The organism is Gloeotrichia echinulata CP02, assembly GCA_038087035.1.
Lineage (GTDB): Bacteria > Cyanobacteriota > Cyanobacteriia > Cyanobacteriales > Nostocaceae > Gloeotrichia > Gloeotrichia echinulata.
This window is the reverse complement of the sequence record CP051187.1, coordinates 3403388-3424287: the sequence shown is the minus strand read 5'-3', so window position 1 is coordinate 3424287 and position 20900 is coordinate 3403388. Positions and strand designations below refer to the sequence as shown.

At 42.7% G+C, this 20900-nt stretch carries 19 protein-coding genes and 1 pseudogene; 14 read left to right on the top strand and 6 right to left on the bottom strand.

All coding sequences use genetic code 11. The features are described 5' to 3' along the window. Positions 1 to 212: 212 nt before the first annotated feature. Together HEQ19_15150 and HEQ19_15145 are read left to right on the top strand one after the other, a co-directional pair. Positions 213 to 2837 (top strand): DUF3536 domain-containing protein, encoded by a 2625-nt coding sequence (locus HEQ19_15150; protein WYM00648.1) that lies wholly within the window; start codon positions 213 to 215, stop codon positions 2835 to 2837. A gap of 144 nt (positions 2838 to 2981) precedes the next feature. Then, entirely contained in the window at positions 2982 to 3584 is a 603-nt protein-coding gene (locus tag HEQ19_15145; GenBank protein ID WYM00647.1) for a Uma2 family endonuclease, read from the top strand. Between the two features lie 233 nt (positions 3585 to 3817). Here the strand turns inward: HEQ19_15145 and HEQ19_15140 are convergent, their stop codons facing one another. After that, on the bottom strand, positions 3818 to 3988 hold the full coding sequence (locus tag HEQ19_15140) for a ssl1498 family light-harvesting-like protein (protein WYM00646.1): 171 nt from the start codon (positions 3986 to 3988) through the stop codon (positions 3818 to 3820). A 969-nt stretch (positions 3989 to 4957) separates the two neighbouring features. On the opposite strand from HEQ19_15140, the gene pabB reads away from it, so the two are divergent. Then, a complete protein-coding gene (pabB, locus tag HEQ19_15135; protein ID WYM00645.1) occupies positions 4958 to 7081 on the top strand; it encodes an aminodeoxychorismate synthase in 2124 nt (707 codons plus the stop codon). A 442-nt stretch (positions 7082 to 7523) separates the two neighbouring features. Here pabB and HEQ19_15130 read toward each other — a convergent pair. Next, positions 7524 to 7799: pseudogene (locus tag HEQ19_15130) on the bottom strand (efflux RND transporter permease subunit). Here HEQ19_15130 and HEQ19_15125 point away from each other — a divergent pair. Further along, positions 7776 to 8084, top strand: coding sequence for a hypothetical protein (locus tag HEQ19_15125; protein WZI67227.1), 309 nt, complete (start codon positions 7776 to 7778; stop codon positions 8082 to 8084). The pseudogene HEQ19_15130 and the gene HEQ19_15125 overlap by 24 nt on opposite strands. 25 nt (positions 8085 to 8109) lie before the next feature. On the opposite strand, the gene HEQ19_15120 is transcribed toward HEQ19_15125, so the two are convergent. Together HEQ19_15120 and HEQ19_31050 are read right to left on the bottom strand one after the other, a co-directional pair. After that, positions 8110 to 9372 carry a transposase gene (locus HEQ19_15120; protein WYM00644.1) on the bottom strand — a complete coding sequence of 421 codons (1263 nt, stop codon included), beginning with the start codon at positions 9370 to 9372 and terminating at the stop codon, positions 8110 to 8112. A 156-nt stretch (positions 9373 to 9528) separates the two neighbouring features. After that, entirely contained in the window at positions 9529 to 9657 is a 129-nt protein-coding gene (locus HEQ19_31050) for a hypothetical protein (protein WZI67226.1), read from the bottom strand. Between the two features lie 79 nt (positions 9658 to 9736). Here HEQ19_31050 and HEQ19_15115 point away from each other — a divergent pair, with 79 nt between their 5' ends. From HEQ19_15115 to HEQ19_15100, 4 genes are all read left to right on the top strand, one after another. Next, a complete protein-coding gene (locus HEQ19_15115) occupies positions 9737 to 10738 on the top strand; it encodes an efflux RND transporter periplasmic adaptor subunit (protein WYM03427.2) in 1002 nt (333 codons plus the stop codon). Then, on the top strand, positions 10735 to 12774 hold the full coding sequence (locus tag HEQ19_15110; protein WZI67225.1) for an efflux RND transporter permease subunit: 2040 nt from the start codon (positions 10735 to 10737) through the stop codon (positions 12772 to 12774). The genes HEQ19_15115 and HEQ19_15110 overlap by 4 nt, the downstream gene beginning before the upstream one ends. Before the next feature lie 34 nt (positions 12775 to 12808). After that, positions 12809 to 13702, top strand: coding sequence for a transposase family protein (locus tag HEQ19_15105; protein WYM00643.1), 894 nt, complete (start codon positions 12809 to 12811; stop codon positions 13700 to 13702). A gap of 199 nt (positions 13703 to 13901) precedes the next feature. Then, positions 13902 to 14783, top strand: a complete 882-nt coding sequence (locus tag HEQ19_15100) for an efflux RND transporter permease subunit (GenBank protein ID WZI67224.1) — start codon at positions 13902 to 13904, stop codon at positions 14781 to 14783. Between the two features lie 154 nt (positions 14784 to 14937). Here the strand turns inward: HEQ19_15100 and HEQ19_31045 are convergent, their stop codons facing one another. Together HEQ19_31045 and HEQ19_31040 are read right to left on the bottom strand one after the other, a co-directional pair. Next, positions 14938 to 15408, bottom strand: coding sequence for a transposase (locus tag HEQ19_31045; protein WZI67223.1), 471 nt, complete (start codon positions 15406 to 15408; stop codon positions 14938 to 14940). Between the two features lie 9 nt (positions 15409 to 15417). Then, a complete protein-coding gene (locus tag HEQ19_31040) occupies positions 15418 to 15789 on the bottom strand; it encodes a transposase family protein (protein WZI67222.1) in 372 nt (123 codons plus the stop codon). A 718-nt stretch (positions 15790 to 16507) separates the two neighbouring features. On the opposite strand from HEQ19_31040, the gene HEQ19_31035 reads away from it, so the two are divergent. The 6 genes from HEQ19_31035 (at position 16508) to HEQ19_15070 (ending at position 20684) form a co-directional block, all read left to right on the top strand. After that, a complete protein-coding gene (locus tag HEQ19_31035) occupies positions 16508 to 16633 on the top strand; it encodes a hypothetical protein (protein ID WZI67221.1) in 126 nt (41 codons plus the stop codon). A gap of 109 nt (positions 16634 to 16742) precedes the next feature. Beyond that, positions 16743 to 17189 (top strand): urease accessory protein UreE, encoded by a 447-nt coding sequence (gene ureE / locus HEQ19_15090; GenBank protein ID WYM03426.1) that lies wholly within the window; start codon positions 16743 to 16745, stop codon positions 17187 to 17189. Then, complete coding sequence (locus HEQ19_15085) at positions 17164 to 17853, top strand: urease accessory protein UreF (protein WYM00642.1); 690 nt, start codon at positions 17164 to 17166, stop codon at positions 17851 to 17853. The genes ureE and HEQ19_15085 overlap by 26 nt, the downstream gene beginning before the upstream one ends. 86 nt (positions 17854 to 17939) lie before the next feature. Then, positions 17940 to 18536: an urease accessory protein UreG gene (gene ureG / locus HEQ19_15080; protein ID WYM00641.1), complete on the top strand. Its 597-nt coding sequence runs from the start codon at positions 17940 to 17942 to the stop codon at positions 18534 to 18536. A 638-nt stretch (positions 18537 to 19174) separates the two neighbouring features. Next, positions 19175 to 19543: a four-helix bundle copper-binding protein gene (locus HEQ19_15075; GenBank protein ID WYM03425.1), complete on the top strand. Its 369-nt coding sequence runs from the start codon at positions 19175 to 19177 to the stop codon at positions 19541 to 19543. A gap of 277 nt (positions 19544 to 19820) precedes the next feature. Then, positions 19821 to 20684, top strand: coding sequence for a hypothetical protein (locus HEQ19_15070; GenBank protein WZI67220.1), 864 nt, complete (start codon positions 19821 to 19823; stop codon positions 20682 to 20684). The last annotated feature ends 216 nt before the right edge of the window (positions 20685 to 20900 follow it).

Here is a 20900-nt window from a genome sequence, read left to right as displayed (position 1 = left end):
CGTTGTTCAACGGCTAATGATTTGATGCCTTCTGGTAAAAGGCTGTACGATAACGCAGATTTCCCGCTATACTGAAACCGCCTTCTCGCAACGCCTGCTTGTATACCATAGTTTTCGTCTATACCGGATTTTGTGTTGAAGCCGCTGTAGAAAGGTTTATGGGCAGTCATTTTGGCGCAACTGCAAGTTTTTTTAATTTTGGATAAAAATACATGACATCTGCTGCTGAACTGCCAGCTAGCTCTGGCTCTACATTTACGTCACACCATGAGGACAAACACACCATCGAGACCGATCCCCTGAGAACGGCGAAGGGTGTATACGTAACGGTACATGGTCATTTTTACCAGCCACCAAGGGAAAACCCTTATTTGGACGCGATAGAACGTCAAGCGAGTGCTGCACCTTTCCATGATTGGAATGAGCGGATTCATTGGGAATGCTATCGCCCAAATGCCTTTGCCAGGGTGTTGAATGACCGGGGCGAAGTGGTGGGGATCGTGAATAATTACGAGTATATGAGCTTTAACATCGGTCCGACGCTGATGTCGTGGCTAGAACGCCACGATGTGGAGGTTTATCAGCGGATTTTGGAGGCAGATGTCAAGAGTTCCCAACGTTTGCAAGGTCATGGAAATGCGATCGCCCAAGTATACAATCACATCATCATGCCCCTGGCGAACGAACGGGACAAATACACCCAAATTCGCTGGGGTGTAGAAGATTTCCGTTCCCGCTTTGGTCGTGATCCCGAAGGTATGTGGCTAGCAGAAACCGCTGTAGACTATGCCACTCTCGAAGCCCTGGTTGCAGAAGGGATTCGCTTTATTGTCCTGGCACCATCTCAAGCACAGCGTTGTCGTCCCCTACCCAGCAAGCATCATCCCCATCCCGAATGGCATGAAGTCGGCGGTAGTCAGATTGATCCCACCCGCCCCTATCGTTGTTATTTGAAGGATAGTCATTCGTCAAATGACCAACCCTACATTGATATCTTTTTCTACGATGGTCCGATCTCGCGGGATATGGGTTTTAGTGATGTTGTGTATAATTCCCATCACTTCGCAGGACGCATCGGTGCAGCAGTCCGTGGGGATCATCGTCCCGCGCAATTGATTTCTGTGGCGACCGATGGGGAAACCTTTGGACACCATAAGAAAGGTACTGAGAAAACTTTAGCCTACGCCTTTATCGGTGAGTTTCCGCATCACGGTTGGACAGTAACAAACTTTGCCCACTACCTCAGTTTAAATACCCCCACGTGGGAAGTTCAATTGAAGCCCATCACCGCCTGGAGTTGCGCCCACGGTGTAGACAGATGGCAAGATGACTGTGGTTGTGGTGGTGAAGGCGGTGTTTGGCATCAGAAATGGCGCCGCCCCCTGCGGAATGCCTTAAATTGGCTGCGAGATCAACTGATAGATGTATATGAGCAACATGGTAAGCAGTTGTTCCGCGATCCCTGGCTAGCACGGGATGAATATATTCAGGTAATTCGCGATCGCTCTTCTGCCAATGTTAGCCGTTTTCTCGGACGCCATCAAACCCACAAGCTGACAGCCGCTGAACAAGTAGACGCTTTGCGCCTGTTGGAAATGCAGCGTCATGCTTTGCTGATGTTCACCAGTTGCGGTTGGTTTTTTGAGGAACTATCCCGCCCTGAAGGAACGCAGATCATGCGTTACGCCGCCCGTGCATTGGAATTGGCGGGAGATGTGGCGGGTGTGCAGTTGGAAAAAGGTTTCCTCAAGCGCCTGGCTTTAGCCCCCAGTAATATCGATTACTTTAAGCATGGTGCTGAAGTTTACCGTCAACAGGTGCTGACTGCCCAAGTTGGTTTTAAACAAGTAGCCGCCCATTACGCCATTACTTCCCTCTTTAGCAATCACCACTCAGCACTCACAACTGGAGAAAAGCGTGTTTATTGCTATTCTACTAATGAGTTGGATTACCAGTTACAACGCTTGGGATCATTGACGCTGGCGGTAGGTAATGTGAAGCTAGTGTCAGAAATTACCTGGGAAAGCGAAAATTTGGTATTTGCTGTTCTCCATTTAGGCGGTTGGGATTTCCACTGCTGTATTCAACAATTTACTGGGCGACGTGACTACAGCCAATTGAAAGAAAAGCTGTTTGGCTCTCTTAAACAGGCTAGTGCGGCTCAAACTATTTTGGCGATGACCCAGTTATTTGGGGAAGAGGCTTTCAGCTTGCAGAATCTATTTGCTGAGGAACGCCACCGGATTATGCGGCTACTAAGTCAGGAAACATTGACACGTTTAGACCAGTTATATACCCAAGCATATCGGGAAAATTACGGCGTCCTTATGGCGTTCCATCGGGATGAACTCACTGTACCGCCAGAATTACAGGTAGCAGCGGAGATTGCTTTAGGCTATCGCTGTCAAACAACATTGCGATCGCTGGAGCAAGATATCACAGAACCCCAAATTACTCTTAATCACATAGTAGAATTGGAGGCGATCGCCACTGAAGCCCAGCATCTGCATTGTCAGCTGAATATTCCCGAAGGCAAACAGATTTTAGAACAGTTGATTGTGCGATTGCTCTGGCAATTGTTACATGATCCCAATGGCACCTTAGATGCAGATATCCAACGTTTAGAACGTTTAATCGATGTGGGATATCAGCTCAATCTTGGACTCTCCTTGTATCGATCCCAAGAACTGTACTTCAGCTGTTTGCACAATCAAATAGTACCTTTGTGTGTCGCCGCTGTTACTAACAATCAAGATCCTCATGAATATCGTCAATTGCTCAAGCTGGGGCAAAAATTAGCTGTTGATGTCAGCGGGATTTTGAAACTGTTCAGTTGACGGTAACATTAGACGCCAAAAAGCCTGATTGAGAAGGTGCAAGATTTGAGGTGGGTTTATCTAAACCTTATTGGAAGCAATCCCAGTAGAGTTGTTTTCCAGGTTCGTTAAAATAAAACCACCTCCTGTCACCAAAATGAATTTATGACTTATAGCCCACTCAAACTGCTCACTTTCGAGCAATTTTTAGTCGAGTATGGGGACAACTCACGTTACGAACTCATTGACGGAGAACTACGTGATATGGAACCAACAGGTCCACATGAAGAGGTTTCTGGAAATATTGCTGGGAGAATTTATGCTGAAATTCTTCGTTCTAATTTCAACTGGCTGATTCCAAAAACTTGTTTGATTAAACCACCTGCTGCTGAAGCAACAGCACTGCGTCCAGACGTAATTGTTCTAGACAAAATAAAACTCAGCAACGAACCACTTTGGCAAAAAGAACCTATTATCTGTAATGGCAATACTATTCAGTTAGTTGCTGAAGTTGTAAGTACCAATTGGCAGGATGATTATGCCAGAAAAGTTGAAGAATATGTTTTTATTAAAATACCAGAATATTGGATTGTAGATTTTCGCGCTTTGGGTGGCTTGCAATTTATCGGTAATCCTAAACAGTCTACCTTGACAATCTGTCACCTAGTTAATGGCGTATATCAGCAGCAACAATATCGCTTGGGAGATGCTATTTTTTCTTCTCTATTTCCCAACTTAAAACTCAAACTCGACGATATTATGCCATAGGCATTCCCAAAAAACTCATCCAAAACAAAAAAACCTCAGAGTCTAACTGAGGTTGATGGGAGAATTTTTAATTAGGACTTACCGCAAGTGTCATATTGTTTTCGTAGCGGTTATCAAAAGTCAAGAGTCCAAAAACCCAGACTTTTGACCCTTGACTCTTGACCGTGCCAAATTAGTAAGTCATTTAGGATTGGTATATACCTGCTCGCAAAGGAAAATTGCCAAGGAAAATTTTAGTTAATTGCACAAGCCAATAACACCAAAGCGCTGACGAATATAGCAGCAACTGCACCTTGGAAAGCATAGCGACGTTGCTGTTCATCTGAAGGGTACGCAGCATAGTAAATTTCGGGTTCACTTGCGTAGTTGTTGAGGATGCCGTTTTCGTTGATGGTGGTATACATGGTTTGCTTGCCCCGTTTGGTTAACTTATGTAAATTACTTTAACAACATTATTACAAATAGTCAACAGGCATTGACAAAAAAAAGCTTATGTGAGATATAAATGAGGCTTATCAGAGATAGGGAGAAGTACCTACTCTCCGGGCAGATGCGTACGGAGAGTAGGATTTGAGTGGTAATCCTACTCTCGGCTACAAGATATGTTGAGTGAGTAATAAGTAATGAGTAATGAGTAATGAGTAATGAAATAATTATAGGACTTACGCACTGTACAAATTTGGCATGGTATGCATTTACCAAAATACGTTGTTTCAGGCTTTGATTAATTATTACTTTGATGGTAAACAGACCCGCGTTGTAGGGGTTTAGCAATGCGCTTTACCCCTACTACTCTGTCAAGATAAAAATGATGGACTGTAGTGCGGGCATCTTGCCCGCGTGAGCGAGACGCTCACACTACCAAAAATCCCTCAAAACAAAATTGACAGACTATTACGACATCTCCGGTTTTTGCAGCCCATATTTTGTGTTTTTTGTCAATGCGTAAGTCCTAAATTATTAAGATATTAACAACTTCAATCAACAAGTTGAAAGAAAAATAAAAAATAATCCACTCATTACTCACTACTCATTACTCACTACTCATTACTCATTACTCATTACTCATTACTCACTACTCATTACTCATTACTCATTACTCATTACTCATTACTCATTACTCACTACTCATTACTCATTACTCACTACTCATTACTCACTACTCATTACTCATTACTCATTACTCATTACTCATTACTCATTACTCATTACTCATTACTCACTACTCATTACTCATTACTCATTACTCATTACTCATTACTCATTACTCACTACTCATTACTCATTACTCATTACTCATTACTCATTACTCATTACTCATTACTCATTACTCATTACTCATTACTCATTACTCATTACTCATTTAATTTTGTATGCAAACATTAATTATTGATAACTATGACTCTTATACCTTCAATCTTTACCAGATGATTGCCGAGGTAAATGGTGATCTACCTCTGGTAATTCGGAATGATCAACTAAACTGGAATGAATTGAGAGAAATAGCATTTGAAAATATTGTGATTTCTCCAGGGCCAGGTCGTCCAGAAAGGTCAACAGATTTTGGAGTCTCCCGACAGATAATTGAAAATGTGGATGTACCTTTGCTGGGAGTGTGTCTAGGACATCAAGGACTTGGCTATCTACATGGTGGAAAGGTGATTCATGCACCAGAAGTTCGACATGGTAGACTCAGTAAAATTTATCATAATGATTCAGAATTATTCCAAGGCATTCCCAGTCAGTTTTCTGTAGTGCGCTATCACTCTTTATTAGTTGCTGATGAACTACCTGAATGTCTAGAAAAAATTGCTTGGACAGAAGAAGGACTGGTGATGGGATTACGTCATAGACATCTACCTTTTTGGGGTGTGCAGTTTCACCCAGAGTCTATTTGTACAGAATATGGACGAAGATTATTAGAAAACTTTAGAGATATGACGCTGCAATTTACCGAGAAATCGTCAAGAAGTTCAGTAAAGCAGTATTGGACAGGATATGGATCTCTTAGTCCTTCCATAGATGAACCCAACCAAGAACAGTCCGAAAAGTTTGAACTTCACACACGCAAACTAAATATTTGCCCGGATACAGAACAAATATTTGTCAATTTGTTTGAGCAAGCAACAAATGGCTTTTGGTTAGACAGTAATCGTGTGGAACCTGGTCTGTCGCGCTTCTCTTTTATGGGTGATGGAAATGGAGCAAACAGCCTATTGGTACGTTACCATACCAAAACGCAAGAACTCATGATCACAGAGTCAGATAGCGTGACCCGTCGCAGCGAAAGTATTTTCGAGTTTCTCAAACGAGAAATTCACAGCCGAAGTTGTCAAGCTGATGAGTTACCATTTGATTTTAACTGTGGTTTTGTTGGCTATTTTGGCTATGAACTTAAAGCAGAGTGTGGAGCGCAATTAGTCCATTCCTCACCTTTACCCGATGCTATTTTCTTACTTGCAGATCGCATGATTATCATCGATCACCAAGAACAGTGTATTTATTTGCTACAATTAATCAAAAAAGGACAAACAGAACAGGTAGAAACTTGGTTTGATACTATCCAACAACAACTAGAAAATCTAGGTTCTGTTTCTTCCCTAGCACCCCAGGAAAATTCTCAACCAGTTAAGTTCCGGTTAAGTCGTACTTACCAAAATTACATCCAAGATATTCACCAGTGCTTGGACGAAATTCACGAAGGGGAAACCTATCAAGTTTGCTTGACGAATCAGCTTCACAGCGATGTTACCCCTGACCCATTGACGTTCTATCGCACATTACGTAAAATCAATCCCGCTCCTTACTCGGCATTTTTGCGCTTTGGTGATCTGGCGATCGCCTGCTCATCTCCAGAACGATTTCTACGGATTGATCGCCAAGGATGGGTAGAAACTAAGCCCATAAAAGGAACCCTACCGCGAGGAAAAACCCCCGAAGAAGATTTTGTCCTACGGGAAAAGCTACGCAACAGCGAAAAAGACCGGGCTGAAAATCTGATGATTGTCGATCTGTTACGCAATGATTTAGGACGAGTCTGTGAAGTTGGTAGTGTTCACGTACCACAATTAATGAATGTAGAAACCTATACAACAGTACATCAGCTGGTGACAACGGTACGGGGGCGATTGCGAAAAGACCTACAAGCCGTGGATTGCGTGCGGGCGTCATTTCCAGGGGGATCGATGACCGGTGCGCCCAAAATCCGCACCATGCAAATTATCGACCGACTAGAACAAGAGGCGCGGGGAGTGTATTCTGGGGCGATCGGCTTTTTAGGCTTGAATGGTTCAGCCGATTTGAATATTGTCATTCGGACTGCTGTTTTGACTGCTGATCAAACCTCGATTGGTATCGGTGGCGGAATTATCGCCCTTTCTGAGCCGGAAATGGAGTTTCAAGAAACCCTGCTTAAAGCCAAAGCCTTAATCGACGCTCTAGTTTTGACGATGCACGGAACATTTGAACCAGATCTCTATCACATTTTGGGATGTTGACACTCCCCCGACTGAACAAGTTTCGCATTGTCTAAGAGGATGTTTGAAAAGTTTTGGGCGAATGAAGGTGACAACTACACAAGCAAAGTCCACCTCCGTGGACTAACACAATATTTTCTCTACGAGCGCCGAAGGCTACGCGTAGCGTCTGTCTTCGACGCCGAAGGCTACGTAGAGAAGGTTTTTCCAACCTGCGGAGGTGGTCACTGAGCTTGTCGTTCGCGTAGCGTCTGTCTGCGACACGCTGCGCGAACGCAGAGAAGTGCAGGTTTTGTCTGTGTAGCCGCGATTTCTAATCGCCAGGACACATGAAACCGGACTTTTCAAACATCCTCTAACGACACACTGAGAACGCCAGTAACTCTGGGAACGCTGCGTAGTCTAAAAGCTGCATAGCGTAAGAATCCCCATCTATAATCTCCGATTTAGATGGGGTGCGTTCAAAACCTAAAACTAACAAAGCCGCGCATGTCCCAACCAAGGAAACCGGGATCGCCACGGTGGGAATAATTGTCGTGCGCCAGTCTTGCAAAAACACAAAAATGACTAAGACGACGAGAATTATCGCCTCAACCAAGGTGTGTAGTACCTCTTCTAAGGAAATTTCCACAAAGGGAGTGGTATCAAAAGCCAACTCGGCTTTGATTCCGGGTGGAAAAGCCTTCGCTAACTCTGTTACCCGTTCTTCGACAGCATGGGCTACATCCAGCGCATTACTACGTTGCTCATTTTAGGCATGATGTTATTGGCGGGCTTGGGTTTCTTTATTATTATGCATGTCGGTGCTACCAAGTCAGACAAACCTGGTAAAGATGGCGGTAGGGGGAAGCAAGCAACACCAGTAACGGTGGCGATCGCCACCCAAAAAACCGTGCCGGTGCAATTGCAGGCGATTGGTAATGTACAATCGGGGTCTACGGTAGCAATTACGCCTCAAGCCAGTGGACGAATCATAGGCGTTCATTTCCAAAAAGGTCAAGAGTTGACATACTCCCCGGCGTGAACGCACGGGGATTCTAATTCATGGTTCACAGAAATCCGCTTGCTATATTAAGTTTCCCATCAATAGTATTGGCGGTCTTCTCCCCATGCTTTTCATCTGGCGATGCAGATTCCCAATGCCCTTGGGTACTGTTGTTTTGCCACTCAACTCCTAATATCTTCATTCCTTTTTTGAGGATATTAATTGCCGCGTTCGTATCACGGCATATTTCAACCCCACAGTTATAACATGAATGAGTTCGGGTGCTGAGTGACTTTTTCACCCTATGTCCACAATTAGAGCAATCTTGGGAGGTGTAAGCGGGCGTTACTGCTACCACTACCTTATCCCAGATTTTTCCGTAGTAGTCTAGCCATTGAGTGAACTGATACCAACTAGCGTCAGAAATCGATTTAGCCAAATGATGATTTTTGACCATGTTCGCAATCTTCAAATCTAGCCTTCGGCAACGGCTTCGCCGAACATATACGACGACATCGTTAGATGTCACTACGCATCGAGCTTGCTTTATAGCCCAATCTTTACGCTGTCTTTGGATTTTTAGATGAACTTTACCTAATCGTTTCCGCGACTTGTGATAATTAATTGACTGAGGTTTTTTACCTTTAACAAACTTTTTGCTCAACCGTTTCTGAGCCTTGGCTAGTCTACGCTCAGACTTTCTCAAGAATTGGGGATAAATTACAACATTATCATTTTGGTCTTTAGTGAAATATTTTAACCCTAAATCTAACCCAACGACATTGCCAGTGAATTCCCCAACTTCTTTACGGTCAGCGTCAAAACAGAATTGGGCATAATACCCATCCGCCCTTCTGATTACCCGGACACGATTAATTTTAAGTCTATGAAGGTCTTCTCGCGTGGCTGAATTGCAGAATACAGATAAAGACCCAACTTTAAAGCCATCCGTGAAAGTAATAATCTTGCAATCATCAGATAGTTTCCAGCCTGATACTTTATATTCTACAGAGCGACAATGCTTTTTAAACTTGGGATAACCTTTCTTCTTCTCCTGCTTTTTACAACGTTTATAGAAACTTGAGATAGCAGCCCAAGCTCTTTCGGCACTGGCTTGACGCGCTGCGGAATTTAACTTTAAAGCAAAGTCAAATTCAAGTGCTAAGTCCTTGCACAGCTTATATAAGTCAGCCTTACCAACCCCTTGGTTATCCATCCAGTAGCGAACCGCTTTATTTCTAATGAATTGGGCAGCGCGAATGGCATCATCAAGAGCTTGGTATTGCTCCAGGGTTCCGTTTAGTAGCTTGGTTTCTCTTACTATCATCAGAGTATTTTATCACGGAATGTTGCAGATAAAACAATATTAGAAAATATAAAGCCGTCCTAGAAGGACGGGGCTTTTACCCATTTTTTCGGTAAAAAAAGGACAGCTTTTATTTACCCTGGATGATCGCACGCAAAATGCTGCGATCGCACAAGCTCAAGGGGTACTAGCAAAAGACCAAGCACAAATCGAACAAGCCAGGGCTACCTTAGCCAAAGACCAAGGACAGGTAGAACAAGCCAGAGCCACCTTAGCCAAAGACCAAGGACAGGTAGAACAAGCCAAAGCCACCTTAGCCAAAGACCAGGGATTAGTACGACAAGCTCAGGCAACTTTAGCCAAGGATACAGCCCAAGCAAAATACATCCAGGCACAAAGCAGGCGTTACAGTCAGTTATACAAGGATGGTGCTATCAGCCAGGATCAAGCTCAACAATACTCTACCAATGATCAAGCCTCTGCGGCAACACTACAGTCAGACCGAGAAGCGATCGCCAATGCTCAAGCTGTGGTACAAGGAGATAAAATCGCTATCCAAAATGCACTGCAGGTAGTTAAGGGCGATATAGTGGCGATCGCCAATGCTCAAGCTGTGGTTAAGGGCGATTTAGCAGCCATCCAGAATGCCGAAGCGGTGAAGCGTACCGACCAAGCAACCTTGGATAATGTGAAAGTGCAATCATCCTATACCAAAATTTACGCGCCTATCGATGGTCGCGCCGGCAATATTCTGGTGAATGTGGGCAATGTAGTCCAGGCCAATAGCTCAAATCCCCTGGTAACAATTACCAAAATTCACCCAATTCAAGTTTCCTTTTCCATCCCAGAAGGAAATCTGCCCCAGCTGCAACAGTATAGCTCAAACGGCAAGCTCAAGGTTGATGTCACCTTCGGCGGTAAAAATAATCCCATACCTGGTACTTTAACTTTTGTCAATAATACAGTTGATAATTCTACGGGGACGATTCAACTGATTGGTGATTTTGACAATACTCAGGGACGCTTATTTCCTGGTCAATTTGTCAACACAACACTAACCCTAACCCAGAAACCAAATGCTACCGTCGTTCCCGCCCAAGCGGTACAGAATGGACCTGATGGACAGTTTGTGTTTGTCGTCAAGCCAGATATGACGGTGGAAAATTCCCCAGTCACAGTCAGCAGCACTATTGATGGCCTAGATGTGATTGAGAAAGGAGTACAACCAGGGGATAAAGTTGTCACCGATGGTCAAGGGAATCTCGTTACTGGTAGCAAAATCCGCATCAAAACACCTGGTAATGTAGATAGCGGCAATGATACGGGAAATAACTCCCCACAACCAAAAAGACATCGCCGTCATCAGCCAGCAGGGGGTGACTCGTGAAGACTTCCCTCAGTCCAAGCATTTCCGAACTATTTGTCCGCCGTCCCATTATGACCACTTTGGTGATGGCAGGTATTTTGATTTTTGGTTTGATGAGTTATCGCTCATTGCCCATTAGCTATTTGCCCAGTGTTGATTATCCCACAATTCAGGTCAGCGCAGCTAGACCAGGGGCTAATCCCGAAACAATGGCTGCATCGGTAGCCCGTCCCTTAGAAAAACAATTTTCTAGCATTGCGGGACTCGATTCTCTCAACTCTACCAGCACTTTGGGCAGAACCCAAATTACCTTACAATTTGAATTGAGTCGGAGTATTGACGATGCTGCTCAAGATGTAGAAGCTGCAATCTCAGCAGTTTCCGGTCAAATTCCCAACGATTTACCCAATCCCCCCAGCTACAGCAAGGTTAATCCCGCCGATCAACCAATTCTCTACCTTTACCTCAAGTCTCCTACCTTACCCCTGTCCCAGGTAGATAACTATGCCCAAACTTATTTAGCACAAAAGCTATCTACAATTAATGGTGTAGCCCAGGTGCAGGTTTACGGTTCCCAAAAGTATGCAGCTCGCATTCAACTTGATCCCCAAGCCTTGGCGGTGCGACAAATTGGCTTAGAACAGGTACAAACAGCAATTCAACAGGGAAACGTCAACTTACCCACCGGTAGTCTTTCCGGAGAGCATAAAAACTTTACAATCCAGACTAACGGACAACTCCAGGATGCGGCTGCTTATCGCCAACTGATTGTGGCTTATAAAAATGGCGCACCCATCTATCTGGAGCAATTGGGGCGGGTAATTGACAGTGTAGAAGATGACAAAGTAGCCAGTTGGTATAATGATACCCGCGCCATTATTCTCAGCATTCAAAGGCAACCTGGAACCAATACAGTGCAGGTTGTCGATACGATTAAAAAATTGCTTCCTAGTTTACAGAGCCAAATTCCTGCTTCCGTGGAAGTTGGTATTTTATTCGATGCGGCTCAGTCTATTAGAGACTCAGTAGACGATGTGCAATTTACGCTGATTTTGACAATTTGTTTAGTGGTATTGGTGATTTTTCTCTTCTTGCGGAACCTTTGGGCAACGGTAATTCCTAGTTTAGCCTTACCGGTTTCGCTGATTGGCACCTTTGCTGTGATGCACCAGCTCAACTACTCCCTCGATAATCTATCACTGATGGCGTTAACCCTCTCTGTCGGGTTTGTGGTGGATGATGCGATCGTGATGCTGGAAAATATTGTCCGTCACCTCGAAATGGGTGAAAATCCCCTAGAAGCTGCCTTAAACGGCTCAAGAGAAATTGGCTTTACAATTCTCTCCATGACGCTTTCGTTAGTGGCAGTATTCATCCCCATGTTATTCATGGGCGATTTATTAGGACGATTATTCCATGAGTTTGCAGTTACTATTGCCGTTTCTATTTTGGTATCCGGCTTTGTTTCCTTGAGTCTGACACCAATGTTGTGCAGTCGTTTTCTGCGTCCTGTAGACCACAAACGTCAAAGCCGATTGTATCAGGCAAGTGAAGCTGTATTTGATCAAGTCCTCAGTTTGTACGATTGGAGTTTGAAAAAAGCTTTAAAATTTCACCGCACTACGATGATTTTATCAGCTGCCATGCTGATAGTCACCATTGGACTGTTTGCGGTAGTGCCTAAGGGTTTTATTCCCAGCGAAGATACTGGACGCCTTACGGGAATTACGCAAGCTGCCCAGGATGCTTCCTTTGAAAACTTGGTGAATCACCAGGAGCAGGTAGCTAATTTAATCAGTCAAAACCCGGATGTGCATGCAGTCAACTCGAATATCGGCGCTGGTTCTAGTGCTACTGGTAGCGGCTCGGCGGTAGCGAGTAATTCGGGAAGTTTGTTTATTCGCTTGAAACCACGAAATCAACGCTCCGCTAGCGCTACAGAAGTTTTGCAGAATCTGCGATCGCAACTTGCTAAAGTTCCTGGTATTCAAGTATTTTTACAAAATCCCCCAGCAATTCCCATTAGATATCTCCAAAATAGAAACATTCTGTGGTAGAAGGGTATACAATTAAGTTTTTTACCACAAGAACATGAGTGACGTATTAGGTTACATTAAAAATAACTCCCAGGAAACCCAGCGATTAGTTGGTCTAAAGTATGAGCAACTAGAACAACTAATAAACCAGGCGATAGCCTTACATACCCAAAAGCAACAGGACATCGAAGCGAAGAAAGTTAGAATCATAAATAAAGGGGGCGGTCGTAAGGTAAAGCTATCAACAGAAGAGCAAATTCTTTTAACTTTGATATATTTACGACATTTAACAACATTTCAATTGTTAGGTATCCAGTTTGGAGTGAGTGAATCAACCGCAAACGATACATTTAACTACTGGTTCCCAATCCTACAACAAATCCTGCCATCAAGTTTACTTCAACAGGTAAAAAAAAACATCAGTGATTACGAGGTAGTGCAAGAAATCCTAACCGACTATGAACTAATAGTAGATACTTCGGAACAGGCTAGAGAGCGACCAGGCGACTATAAAGAGCAGTCCAAGTATTACTCAGGCAAGAAAAAGCACCATACCTTTAAAAACCAAATTACTGTTTTACCAGATGGCAAAGATATTGTTGATGTAATCGCGGGAGAACCAGGACCAAAAAGTGATATAAATTTGTTTCGCTCAGGGCAGAATGCATTTAATCCTCATCAAAAGTTTAAAGGAGATAAAGGTTATGAAGGAGAAGCATCGATTAAAACTCCGACAAAAAAGCCAAAAAAAGGAGAATTAACTCGGTCAGAAAAAGAGAAAAATAAAGTAATTGCATCTGAACGAATATTTGTTGAACATTTGATTCGTGTAATTAAGATATTTAGAGTGGCATCTGAAAGATTCAGATTAAATACAAGTAAATACGAACAAATAATTATGACAATATGTGGGCTTGTAAGATTGCGAATAGGAGCCTTGGTTTTATAAATATAAAATGGGACGATTTTTCTTTCATGAAAATAGGCGTTTATAAATACTCAGTTATACCTGATTATCAACACAAACTGTCTCAAACCCTTATTTTGGCGTTGAGAGTTGCTGATATTTACCATTGGCGATGGCTACGCCCGCCGCAGGCATCGCCTGTTAAAAGCCAGTCATAGAAGGGTATTAGCATTTTTCGGAGATGTCTATTGGTACTCAGCAAAGCACCGGACTCTATCAACTGGCGCTCTCTAGTACCGATGTCCAACCTTTGCAGGAATATGTACCGCAACTCGTTGAGCAGCTAAAAGCGCTCCCAGAACTCCAGGATGTCAACAGCGATTTACAGATGACCTCCCAGGTGAAAATCAATATTAACCGCGACAAAGCTGCAATACATAATGTCACGGTGCAGCAAATTGAAAATACCTTGAGAAATGCCTACGGTGGTTATCAGGTGTCCACCATCTACGCTGCTAGTAATGAATATCAGGTAATTCTGGAATTAGCACCCCAATATCAAGAAGACATTAATGCCCTATTAAGTTTATATATTAATTCCAGTAATGGGCAGGCAGTTCCTTTAAAAACCTTAGCCACTATTAAACAAGGTGTGGCTCCCTTAATGGTCAATCATGCAGGGCGGATGAATGCTGCAACAATTTCCTATAACCTTGCTCCAGGTATGGCATTAGGTACAGCAAATGAGAAAATCACCAAACTAATTAAGACAGTAATTCCTGACAGCATCACCACGAGTTTTCAGGGTGCAAGTCAGGTGTTTCAAAGTTCATTACCCAATTTATTACTATTACTATTAATTGCTATTTTAGTAATATATCTAATTCTGGGTATTCTCTACGAAGATTTTATTCATCCCATCACAATTCTTTCTGGTTTACCTTCCGCCGGATTTGGGGCGTTACTGACGTTAATGCTATTTCATGTCGAACTCAATGTTTATTCCTTTATTGGGATTATGTTGTTGGTCGGGATTGTCAAGAAAAACGGCATTATGATGGTCGATTTTGCCATTGTTGCTCAACGGGAAAAACTTTTGGCTCTTCCGTACTTAGCGTGCTGAATTTGTGAAAAAATAAGTTTAAAACCCTTGACTGGCTCAGATAAAAGCCATTATTTTTTGTATTTGAGCTAGTGTTACTAAAAATTAAATTATAAACGCCCGTAAGCCTTATTGTTAAAGCAATTTAATCGACTTTAATTAATAATTAAGCACGCTACGCACGCAAGAGCCGCTTATTCTCGGCTTTTAGAATTGTAAATTTATTTCCTTTTAAACTTTCAAATACTTTTTTTCTTTCCGGGGCATTTAACTCAGATGCTATTTTATTTTCTGCTATCCTAGCTCGATTTAATTCTTCATGTACTAATTTAGTAACATGGAACCTATCTACCGTTACAAGGGCCTTTGGACAAATCTTCTCAATTAAAGATTTATAATTGCCTGTCATATCAATACTTACTTCTTCTATTTGTGACAAAACTTTTTCTCCCCACATTCTCATGGTTTTTTTGATTTCAATTTGTTTTCTTTCTTTTACTAAACCTATCAATTTACCTGAATCTATATCTACTAGCACGACAATAAATTTTCCTTGTCCTTTGACCAAACTAATTTCATCTATTCCTAATCTTCTTAAATCTTTGACATCTATTGGCATCACATTTTTAGCTACATCTTCAAGCATTGATATGACTTATTCATTAGTTAGTCCATTATTTCTTGCCACATTACTTACATTACTATTAATCACTTGTTTGATAATATATTCCGCATATCGGTATGTATACCTCTTTCTTGCTCCTAGAAAATCTAGCTTTTCATTAAATGTTTTTCGGCATTTTTTACACTTGAATCTTCGTCTATTGACATTCAGTATTACTTCAAAATCCCCCATCGGTAAATCTTTCACTAAACATTTTTGATTTTGATGTAAATGTCTTGAGTTTTGACCACAGTGTGGGCACGATGCACTTTTCGCTTTTTTACCTACTGATAGAATTAGGACTTGACCCTCTTGTAGGCTTGATTCTACTAATACTTCAGGCAAATTTAGGAGTTGAGTCATTATTCGTTTCATAATTTATTTTATTAAACATTATTAAAAAATATCTTAACATTTTAGCACGCTAAGTACCCAAGAACCGGAGATTCTTGTTGTATTGTCTGATGGGAATCAGTTACTGCAGAATGTTCTGCTTCTAAGGTAATGGGGGATTCAGGGAACTCAGAATGGGACATCTTCGTTTTCTCACCTTTAGACTTAGACTTAGACTTAGACTTTGGCAACCTATTTGTTTATTTGCTTGTTTGTTTTATAACTTTATAATGCCCCAAGCTACAGCCTTTTGCAGGTAAATAGACTACGCGTTCGTGGCACAGCATTGCTCCTACTCCCGAACCGCTGGAAGATTACCGAAATAATTTTTAGCTCACGCATTCGCGAAGCGTCCCGTAGGGAAGGCGCATTCGCGGAGCGTCTGTCTTCGACACGCTACGCGAACGCAGAGAAGGCGCATTCGCGGAGCGTCTGTCTTCGACACGCTACGCGAACGCAGAGAAGAAGGAAAATTATAGGTAATCTTAGACCGGGAAGGGAGTAGGTGTCAACTTAACGCGAAACCCCACCCCAGTTTTGTCTAAAGCCAAAAGATCCACAGACCGCTTGCGCTTAGGGTATCAAGGCGTGGGGTACAAAATATGTCGGGTAAGCGTTTGATCTTAAGTTTACACCAATAAGCAATGCTGTGCCCCTACAAATACCATGTGCAATCAACCGGATTTGATTGCATCGCCCTGCAATTGAATTGCATCGCCTGACAATTGAATTGCATCGCCTGACAATTGAATTGCATCGCCTGACAATTGAATTGCATCGCCTGACAATTGAATTGCATCGCCTTGCATTTTGAATTTTAGACAAGTAGGCTGAAAATAGCATATAAGGCACAGGGAATCAATGCCCAATGCCCAATGCCCAATCCCTGGTCACTGAGCGGAGCCGAAGTGCAATCCCCAATCATGCTAACCTTAACCCAAATTCAACCGCCTAACCCTGATGCTGTAGTCACGTTCACACTGGCGTTGACTGCAGAAGAACGCACCCGCAGTCGCCATCGGTTTGAAACAGAAGATGGCAAAGTTATATTTTTCCGTTTATCTAGAGGTACAGTGCTACGAGATGGTGATATTCTGCAAGATGAAACCCAGACTAGTTTAATTAGAATTATTGCTAAACCAGAACCAGTTTTGACCGTTTCAGCTGCTACACCAATCTTATTACTACGGGCGGCATACCATTTAGGTAATCGCCATGTACCCGTAGAAATGACAACTACCTATTTACGCCTGTCTCCTGATTCAGTTTTACGCACAATGTTAGAACAACTTGGGCTACAAATTCAAGAAGAAATTTTACCGTTTCAACCAGAAACGGGTGCTTATGGACACCATCACCCTCACTCATAGCCATTTTCTGTCTATTTTGCAGCTAGCTAGCCCAGCTTTACCTGTGGGAGCATATAGCTATTCCGAAGGCTTGGAAACTTTGGTAGAAAATGGGGCGATCGCAAATCAGGAAAACCTGAAACAATGGTTACAGGCGCAACTGCGTTATGGTGCCATTCGGGTAGAAGCGGCGGTAATGGTTAGAGCATATCAATCTGTGAACACAGGTGATTTACAAGCCCTCACTCGTTGGAATTTGTGGTTATCCGCTGCTAGGGAAACAGAAGAATTACGCGCTGCTAGCTGGCAAATGGGGCGATCGCTCATCCAATTATTTGGTAAACTCATACCACAAATATTGCCAATCGTCAATAGTGTAGGTAATCCTTGCAATTATGCGATCGCCTTTGCTATTGCTTGTGCCCATTGGCAAATTAATATCCAAGCTGCAATACTTGGATATCTGCATAGTTGGGCTAGTAATTTAATTACAGCCGGCGTCAAACTGATACCTTTAGGACAAACAGCAGGACAGGAATTATTACTAAATTTACAACCATTGCTAAATACTGCAGCAATGGAAATTCTAGCTTTAGAAGATGATGACCTCGCCTGTTGTAGCTGGGGTTTATCATTGGCAAGTATGCAGCATCAAACCCAGTATACAAGGTTGTTTCGCAGTTAGATGGATGATGGGGTGATGGGGTAAATAACTCTTAACTCTTAACTCTTAACTCTTAACTCTTGACTCTTAACTCTTGACTCTTGACTATGAATACTTTTCGCGTTGGGGTTGCTGGCCCTGTGGGTTCGGGAAAGACTGCTTTGGTAGATGCTTTGTGTAAAGCGTTACGTGAGCAGTATCATCTGGCGGTAGTGACGAATGATATTTATACTCAGGAGGATGCTCAGTTTTTGGTGCGTTCTCAGGCCTTAGCAAGCGATCGCATTTTGGGTGTAGAAACTGGGGGTTGTCCCCATACTGCTATCCGCGAAGATGCTTCGATGAATTTGGCTGCTATTGAACAGTTAGAACAACGATTTTCTAATTTAGATTTAGTATTTTTGGAAAGTGGTGGCGATAATTTAGCTGCTACCTTTAGTCCAGAATTGGTAGATTTAACAATTTACGTCATCGATGTAGCGGCTGGTGATAAAATTCCCCGCAAAGGTGGACCAGGTATCACTAAATCAGATTTATTGGTGATTAATAAAATTGACCTGGCGCCTTATGTGGGTGCTGATTTAGGTGTGATGGAACGGGATGCAAAAAAAATGCGGGGTGATAAACCTTTTATTTTTACGAATTTGAAAACCAAAGAAGGACTAGCTGACGTTATCAAGTTTGTGACCACACACATTTGCTAGTATGGTATACCAAGTTAACCGCGCCGGGATAGCCCCTAAATTTTATTTATGGGGGCTAGTCCCGCGATTTCAAAGTCTTATACAATACCACTAAAACGCTGACACATGTGGATTTCGCGTAGGGGCACGGCAATGCCGTGCCCCTACAGCTGGTATCATATCGTGTGGATTTAGGGGTATCTAAAAATTTATCCGGTTAAACAAATAGTTTGAAAACACGCCCTAGGCGCGGGCGAGGCCTTGTTCGAACCGAAACAATCTAAAATCTAAAATCTAAAATCTAAAATCTAAAATTGGCTTGGTCAAGGCCTTACGCCCCTATGAAGATATGTTCAACATTCATCAAGTTGAGTAGGGGCGCAAGGCTTTGCGCCCCCGCAAGGCTTTGCGCCCCCGCAAGGCTATTGCAACGTCGTCACCAGTTCCTTCAAGCGATCGCGCCCATCCCGAAAAATAGCACTAAGTTATGTGGAATTAAGGAAACAAATCCCGGTAATTATATCGGGATAGTAGGCTTATAAATTCCCCGTAAAAACCCTATTGACTGTTTACAAAGAAAGGACTAATGTAAGAAGTAGTCCGACAAAGGACACTTGCAAAACATCAACCAAAACATCAACAAATCAGGAGTACTTCCTATGATGATGATGATGAGAGAATCCATGACAACCGAAATGCAAACCTGCATGGATGCTTGCATGGAATGCCATAAAATGTGTATGGAAACCATGACTTACTGTATGTCTAAAGGCGGTAAGTACATGGATATGGGCATGATGAGCATGATGCGTGACTGCTCGGAAATGTGTATGATGTGCATGAACATGATGATGGGCGGTTCTGAGTTCATGGGACGCACTTGTATGCTCTGTGCAGAAATGTGCGAGCGCTGTGCAATGGCTTGTGAAAAAATGAGTGATGACCCCAAAATGATGGCATGTGCCGCTGCTTGCCGTAAATGTGCAGAATGTTGCAAATCTATGCAAATGATGCCTGCTTCAGTCTAATACCTCGCAGAAGTTTCTCTGCAACCTAATATTTAAGCGCCCAGGCTCAAAAAGTCTGGGCGCTTGAAGTTTTTATTGTTCGAGCGCCCAACCCCTTGATTTTTCTCACGAGTGCGTAAGTCCTAAAATTATCTAGAATTGCAATATCAAGCATCAATAGACAGATTTTTGCTACACTTTTGTAGAGATGTCATCTACAAAAGTACATAACTTGCACTGATAAAACCCAGGCTGATATGAAATACTGATCCTGCTGATATCTTATGGCTATGGGCAGATGAAACAGCTAAAATCGCGTTCTCAAGATTTGCGGAGTTTGTTTGAGAATAATATCACGATTGAATATGTGGCTGAACCGCTCAAAGCTGTCTCAGCGGAAGCGGAGGTGGTAGAGGTGCTGGGTTGGATGCTAGCACAGGATTTTGATGTTGTAGGTATTGAGTCGGGCGATATTATCAGCGGCTATGTAGAACGTGCTAGTTTGATCAAAGCTCAATCTGGCAAGTGTAGCGACTATCAGCGGGTATTTCATCCCAAAGAACTCATCGCCATTTCTACCCCACTGATGAAATTATTGCCCATTTTACAACAAACTCCGCGATTGTTTGTCTTAGACTGCAATCAGGTAACTGGAATTGTTACCTGTGGTGACTTGCAGAAAGCACCTGCGCGAATGCTATTGTTTGGCTTGGTGACACTGCTAGAAATGAATCTACTGCGACTGGTGCGGCTTTATTATCCCCACAATTCTTGGCAAAAAGTCCTCAAACCTGAACGCTTAGAAGTTGCTCAACGGCTATGGCGAGAAAGTCAAGAACGAAACGAAGCCACAGATTTGTTAGACTATTTACAATTTTGCGATAAGCGCGAGTTAGTTTTAAATCAACCAGAACTACTGGAGCAACTTGGACTGAAGTCAAAGCGTTTTGGTGAACGTTTCCTCAAGTCGGCTGAACAGTTGCGAAATCGCTTGGCTCATGCTCAAAATTTAGTCAGTGGTTCTTCTTGGACAGAGTTGATTTCTTTAGCAGAGGCGATGGAAACCCTGTTAATCCGCTGTGAGGAATTTCCAGTCATGGACGACGCTGAACTTACCGAGTCAAATAAAAATCCGCGTTACAAGACGCAACTAGAGAAATGATTCTTGCTTATCTTAAAAGGCAATAATTCAATACAGTTCAGTTAGGCTCGAATGATATACACTGTAGGGGCACGGCATCCAAAATTTTTTCTTCTAATGACAATTTTATTCGTGCCGTGCCCCTACGACAATTTTCCTTAACTGAACTGTATTGGGCAATAATTTACTACTAGTCTAAATGCTGGGATCAAATGTAATATCATGTTCGCCTCATGG

Bases quoted from the DNA above. Each gene is read 5' to 3' on its own strand.
- HEQ19_31040 (WZI67222.1), bottom strand. From the start codon at position 15,789: ATGACTCAACTCCTAAATTTGCCTGAAGTATTAGTAGAATCAAGCCTA.
- HEQ19_15145 (WYM00647.1), top strand. From the start codon at position 2,982: ATGACTTATAGCCCACTCAAACTGCTCACTTTCGAGCAATTTTTAGTC.
- pabB (WYM00645.1), top strand. From the start codon at position 4,958: ATGCAAACATTAATTATTGATAACTATGACTCTTATACCTTCAATCTT.
- HEQ19_15125 (WZI67227.1), top strand. From the start codon at position 7,776: ATGGGCTACATCCAGCGCATTACTACGTTGCTCATTTTAGGCATGATG.
- HEQ19_15140 (WYM00646.1), bottom strand. From the start codon at position 3,988: ATGTATACCACCATCAACGAAAACGGCATCCTCAACAACTACGCAAGT.
- HEQ19_15100 (WZI67224.1), top strand. From the start codon at position 13,902: ATGTCTATTGGTACTCAGCAAAGCACCGGACTCTATCAACTGGCGCTC.
- HEQ19_31045 (WZI67223.1), bottom strand. From the start codon at position 15,408: ATGCTTGAAGATGTAGCTAAAAATGTGATGCCAATAGATGTCAAAGAT.
- HEQ19_15070 (WZI67220.1), top strand. From the start codon at position 19,821: ATGAAACAGCTAAAATCGCGTTCTCAAGATTTGCGGAGTTTGTTTGAG.
- ureG (WYM00641.1), top strand. From the start codon at position 17,940: ATGAATACTTTTCGCGTTGGGGTTGCTGGCCCTGTGGGTTCGGGAAAG.
- HEQ19_15085 (WYM00642.1), top strand. From the start codon at position 17,164: ATGGACACCATCACCCTCACTCATAGCCATTTTCTGTCTATTTTGCAG.
- ureE (WYM03426.1), top strand. From the start codon at position 16,743: ATGCTAACCTTAACCCAAATTCAACCGCCTAACCCTGATGCTGTAGTC.
- HEQ19_15150 (WYM00648.1), top strand. From the start codon at position 213: ATGACATCTGCTGCTGAACTGCCAGCTAGCTCTGGCTCTACATTTACG.
- HEQ19_15075 (WYM03425.1), top strand. From the start codon at position 19,175: ATGATGATGATGATGAGAGAATCCATGACAACCGAAATGCAAACCTGC.
- HEQ19_15105 (WYM00643.1), top strand. From the start codon at position 12,809: ATGAGTGACGTATTAGGTTACATTAAAAATAACTCCCAGGAAACCCAG.
- HEQ19_15120 (WYM00644.1), bottom strand. From the start codon at position 9,372: ATGATAGTAAGAGAAACCAAGCTACTAAACGGAACCCTGGAGCAATAC.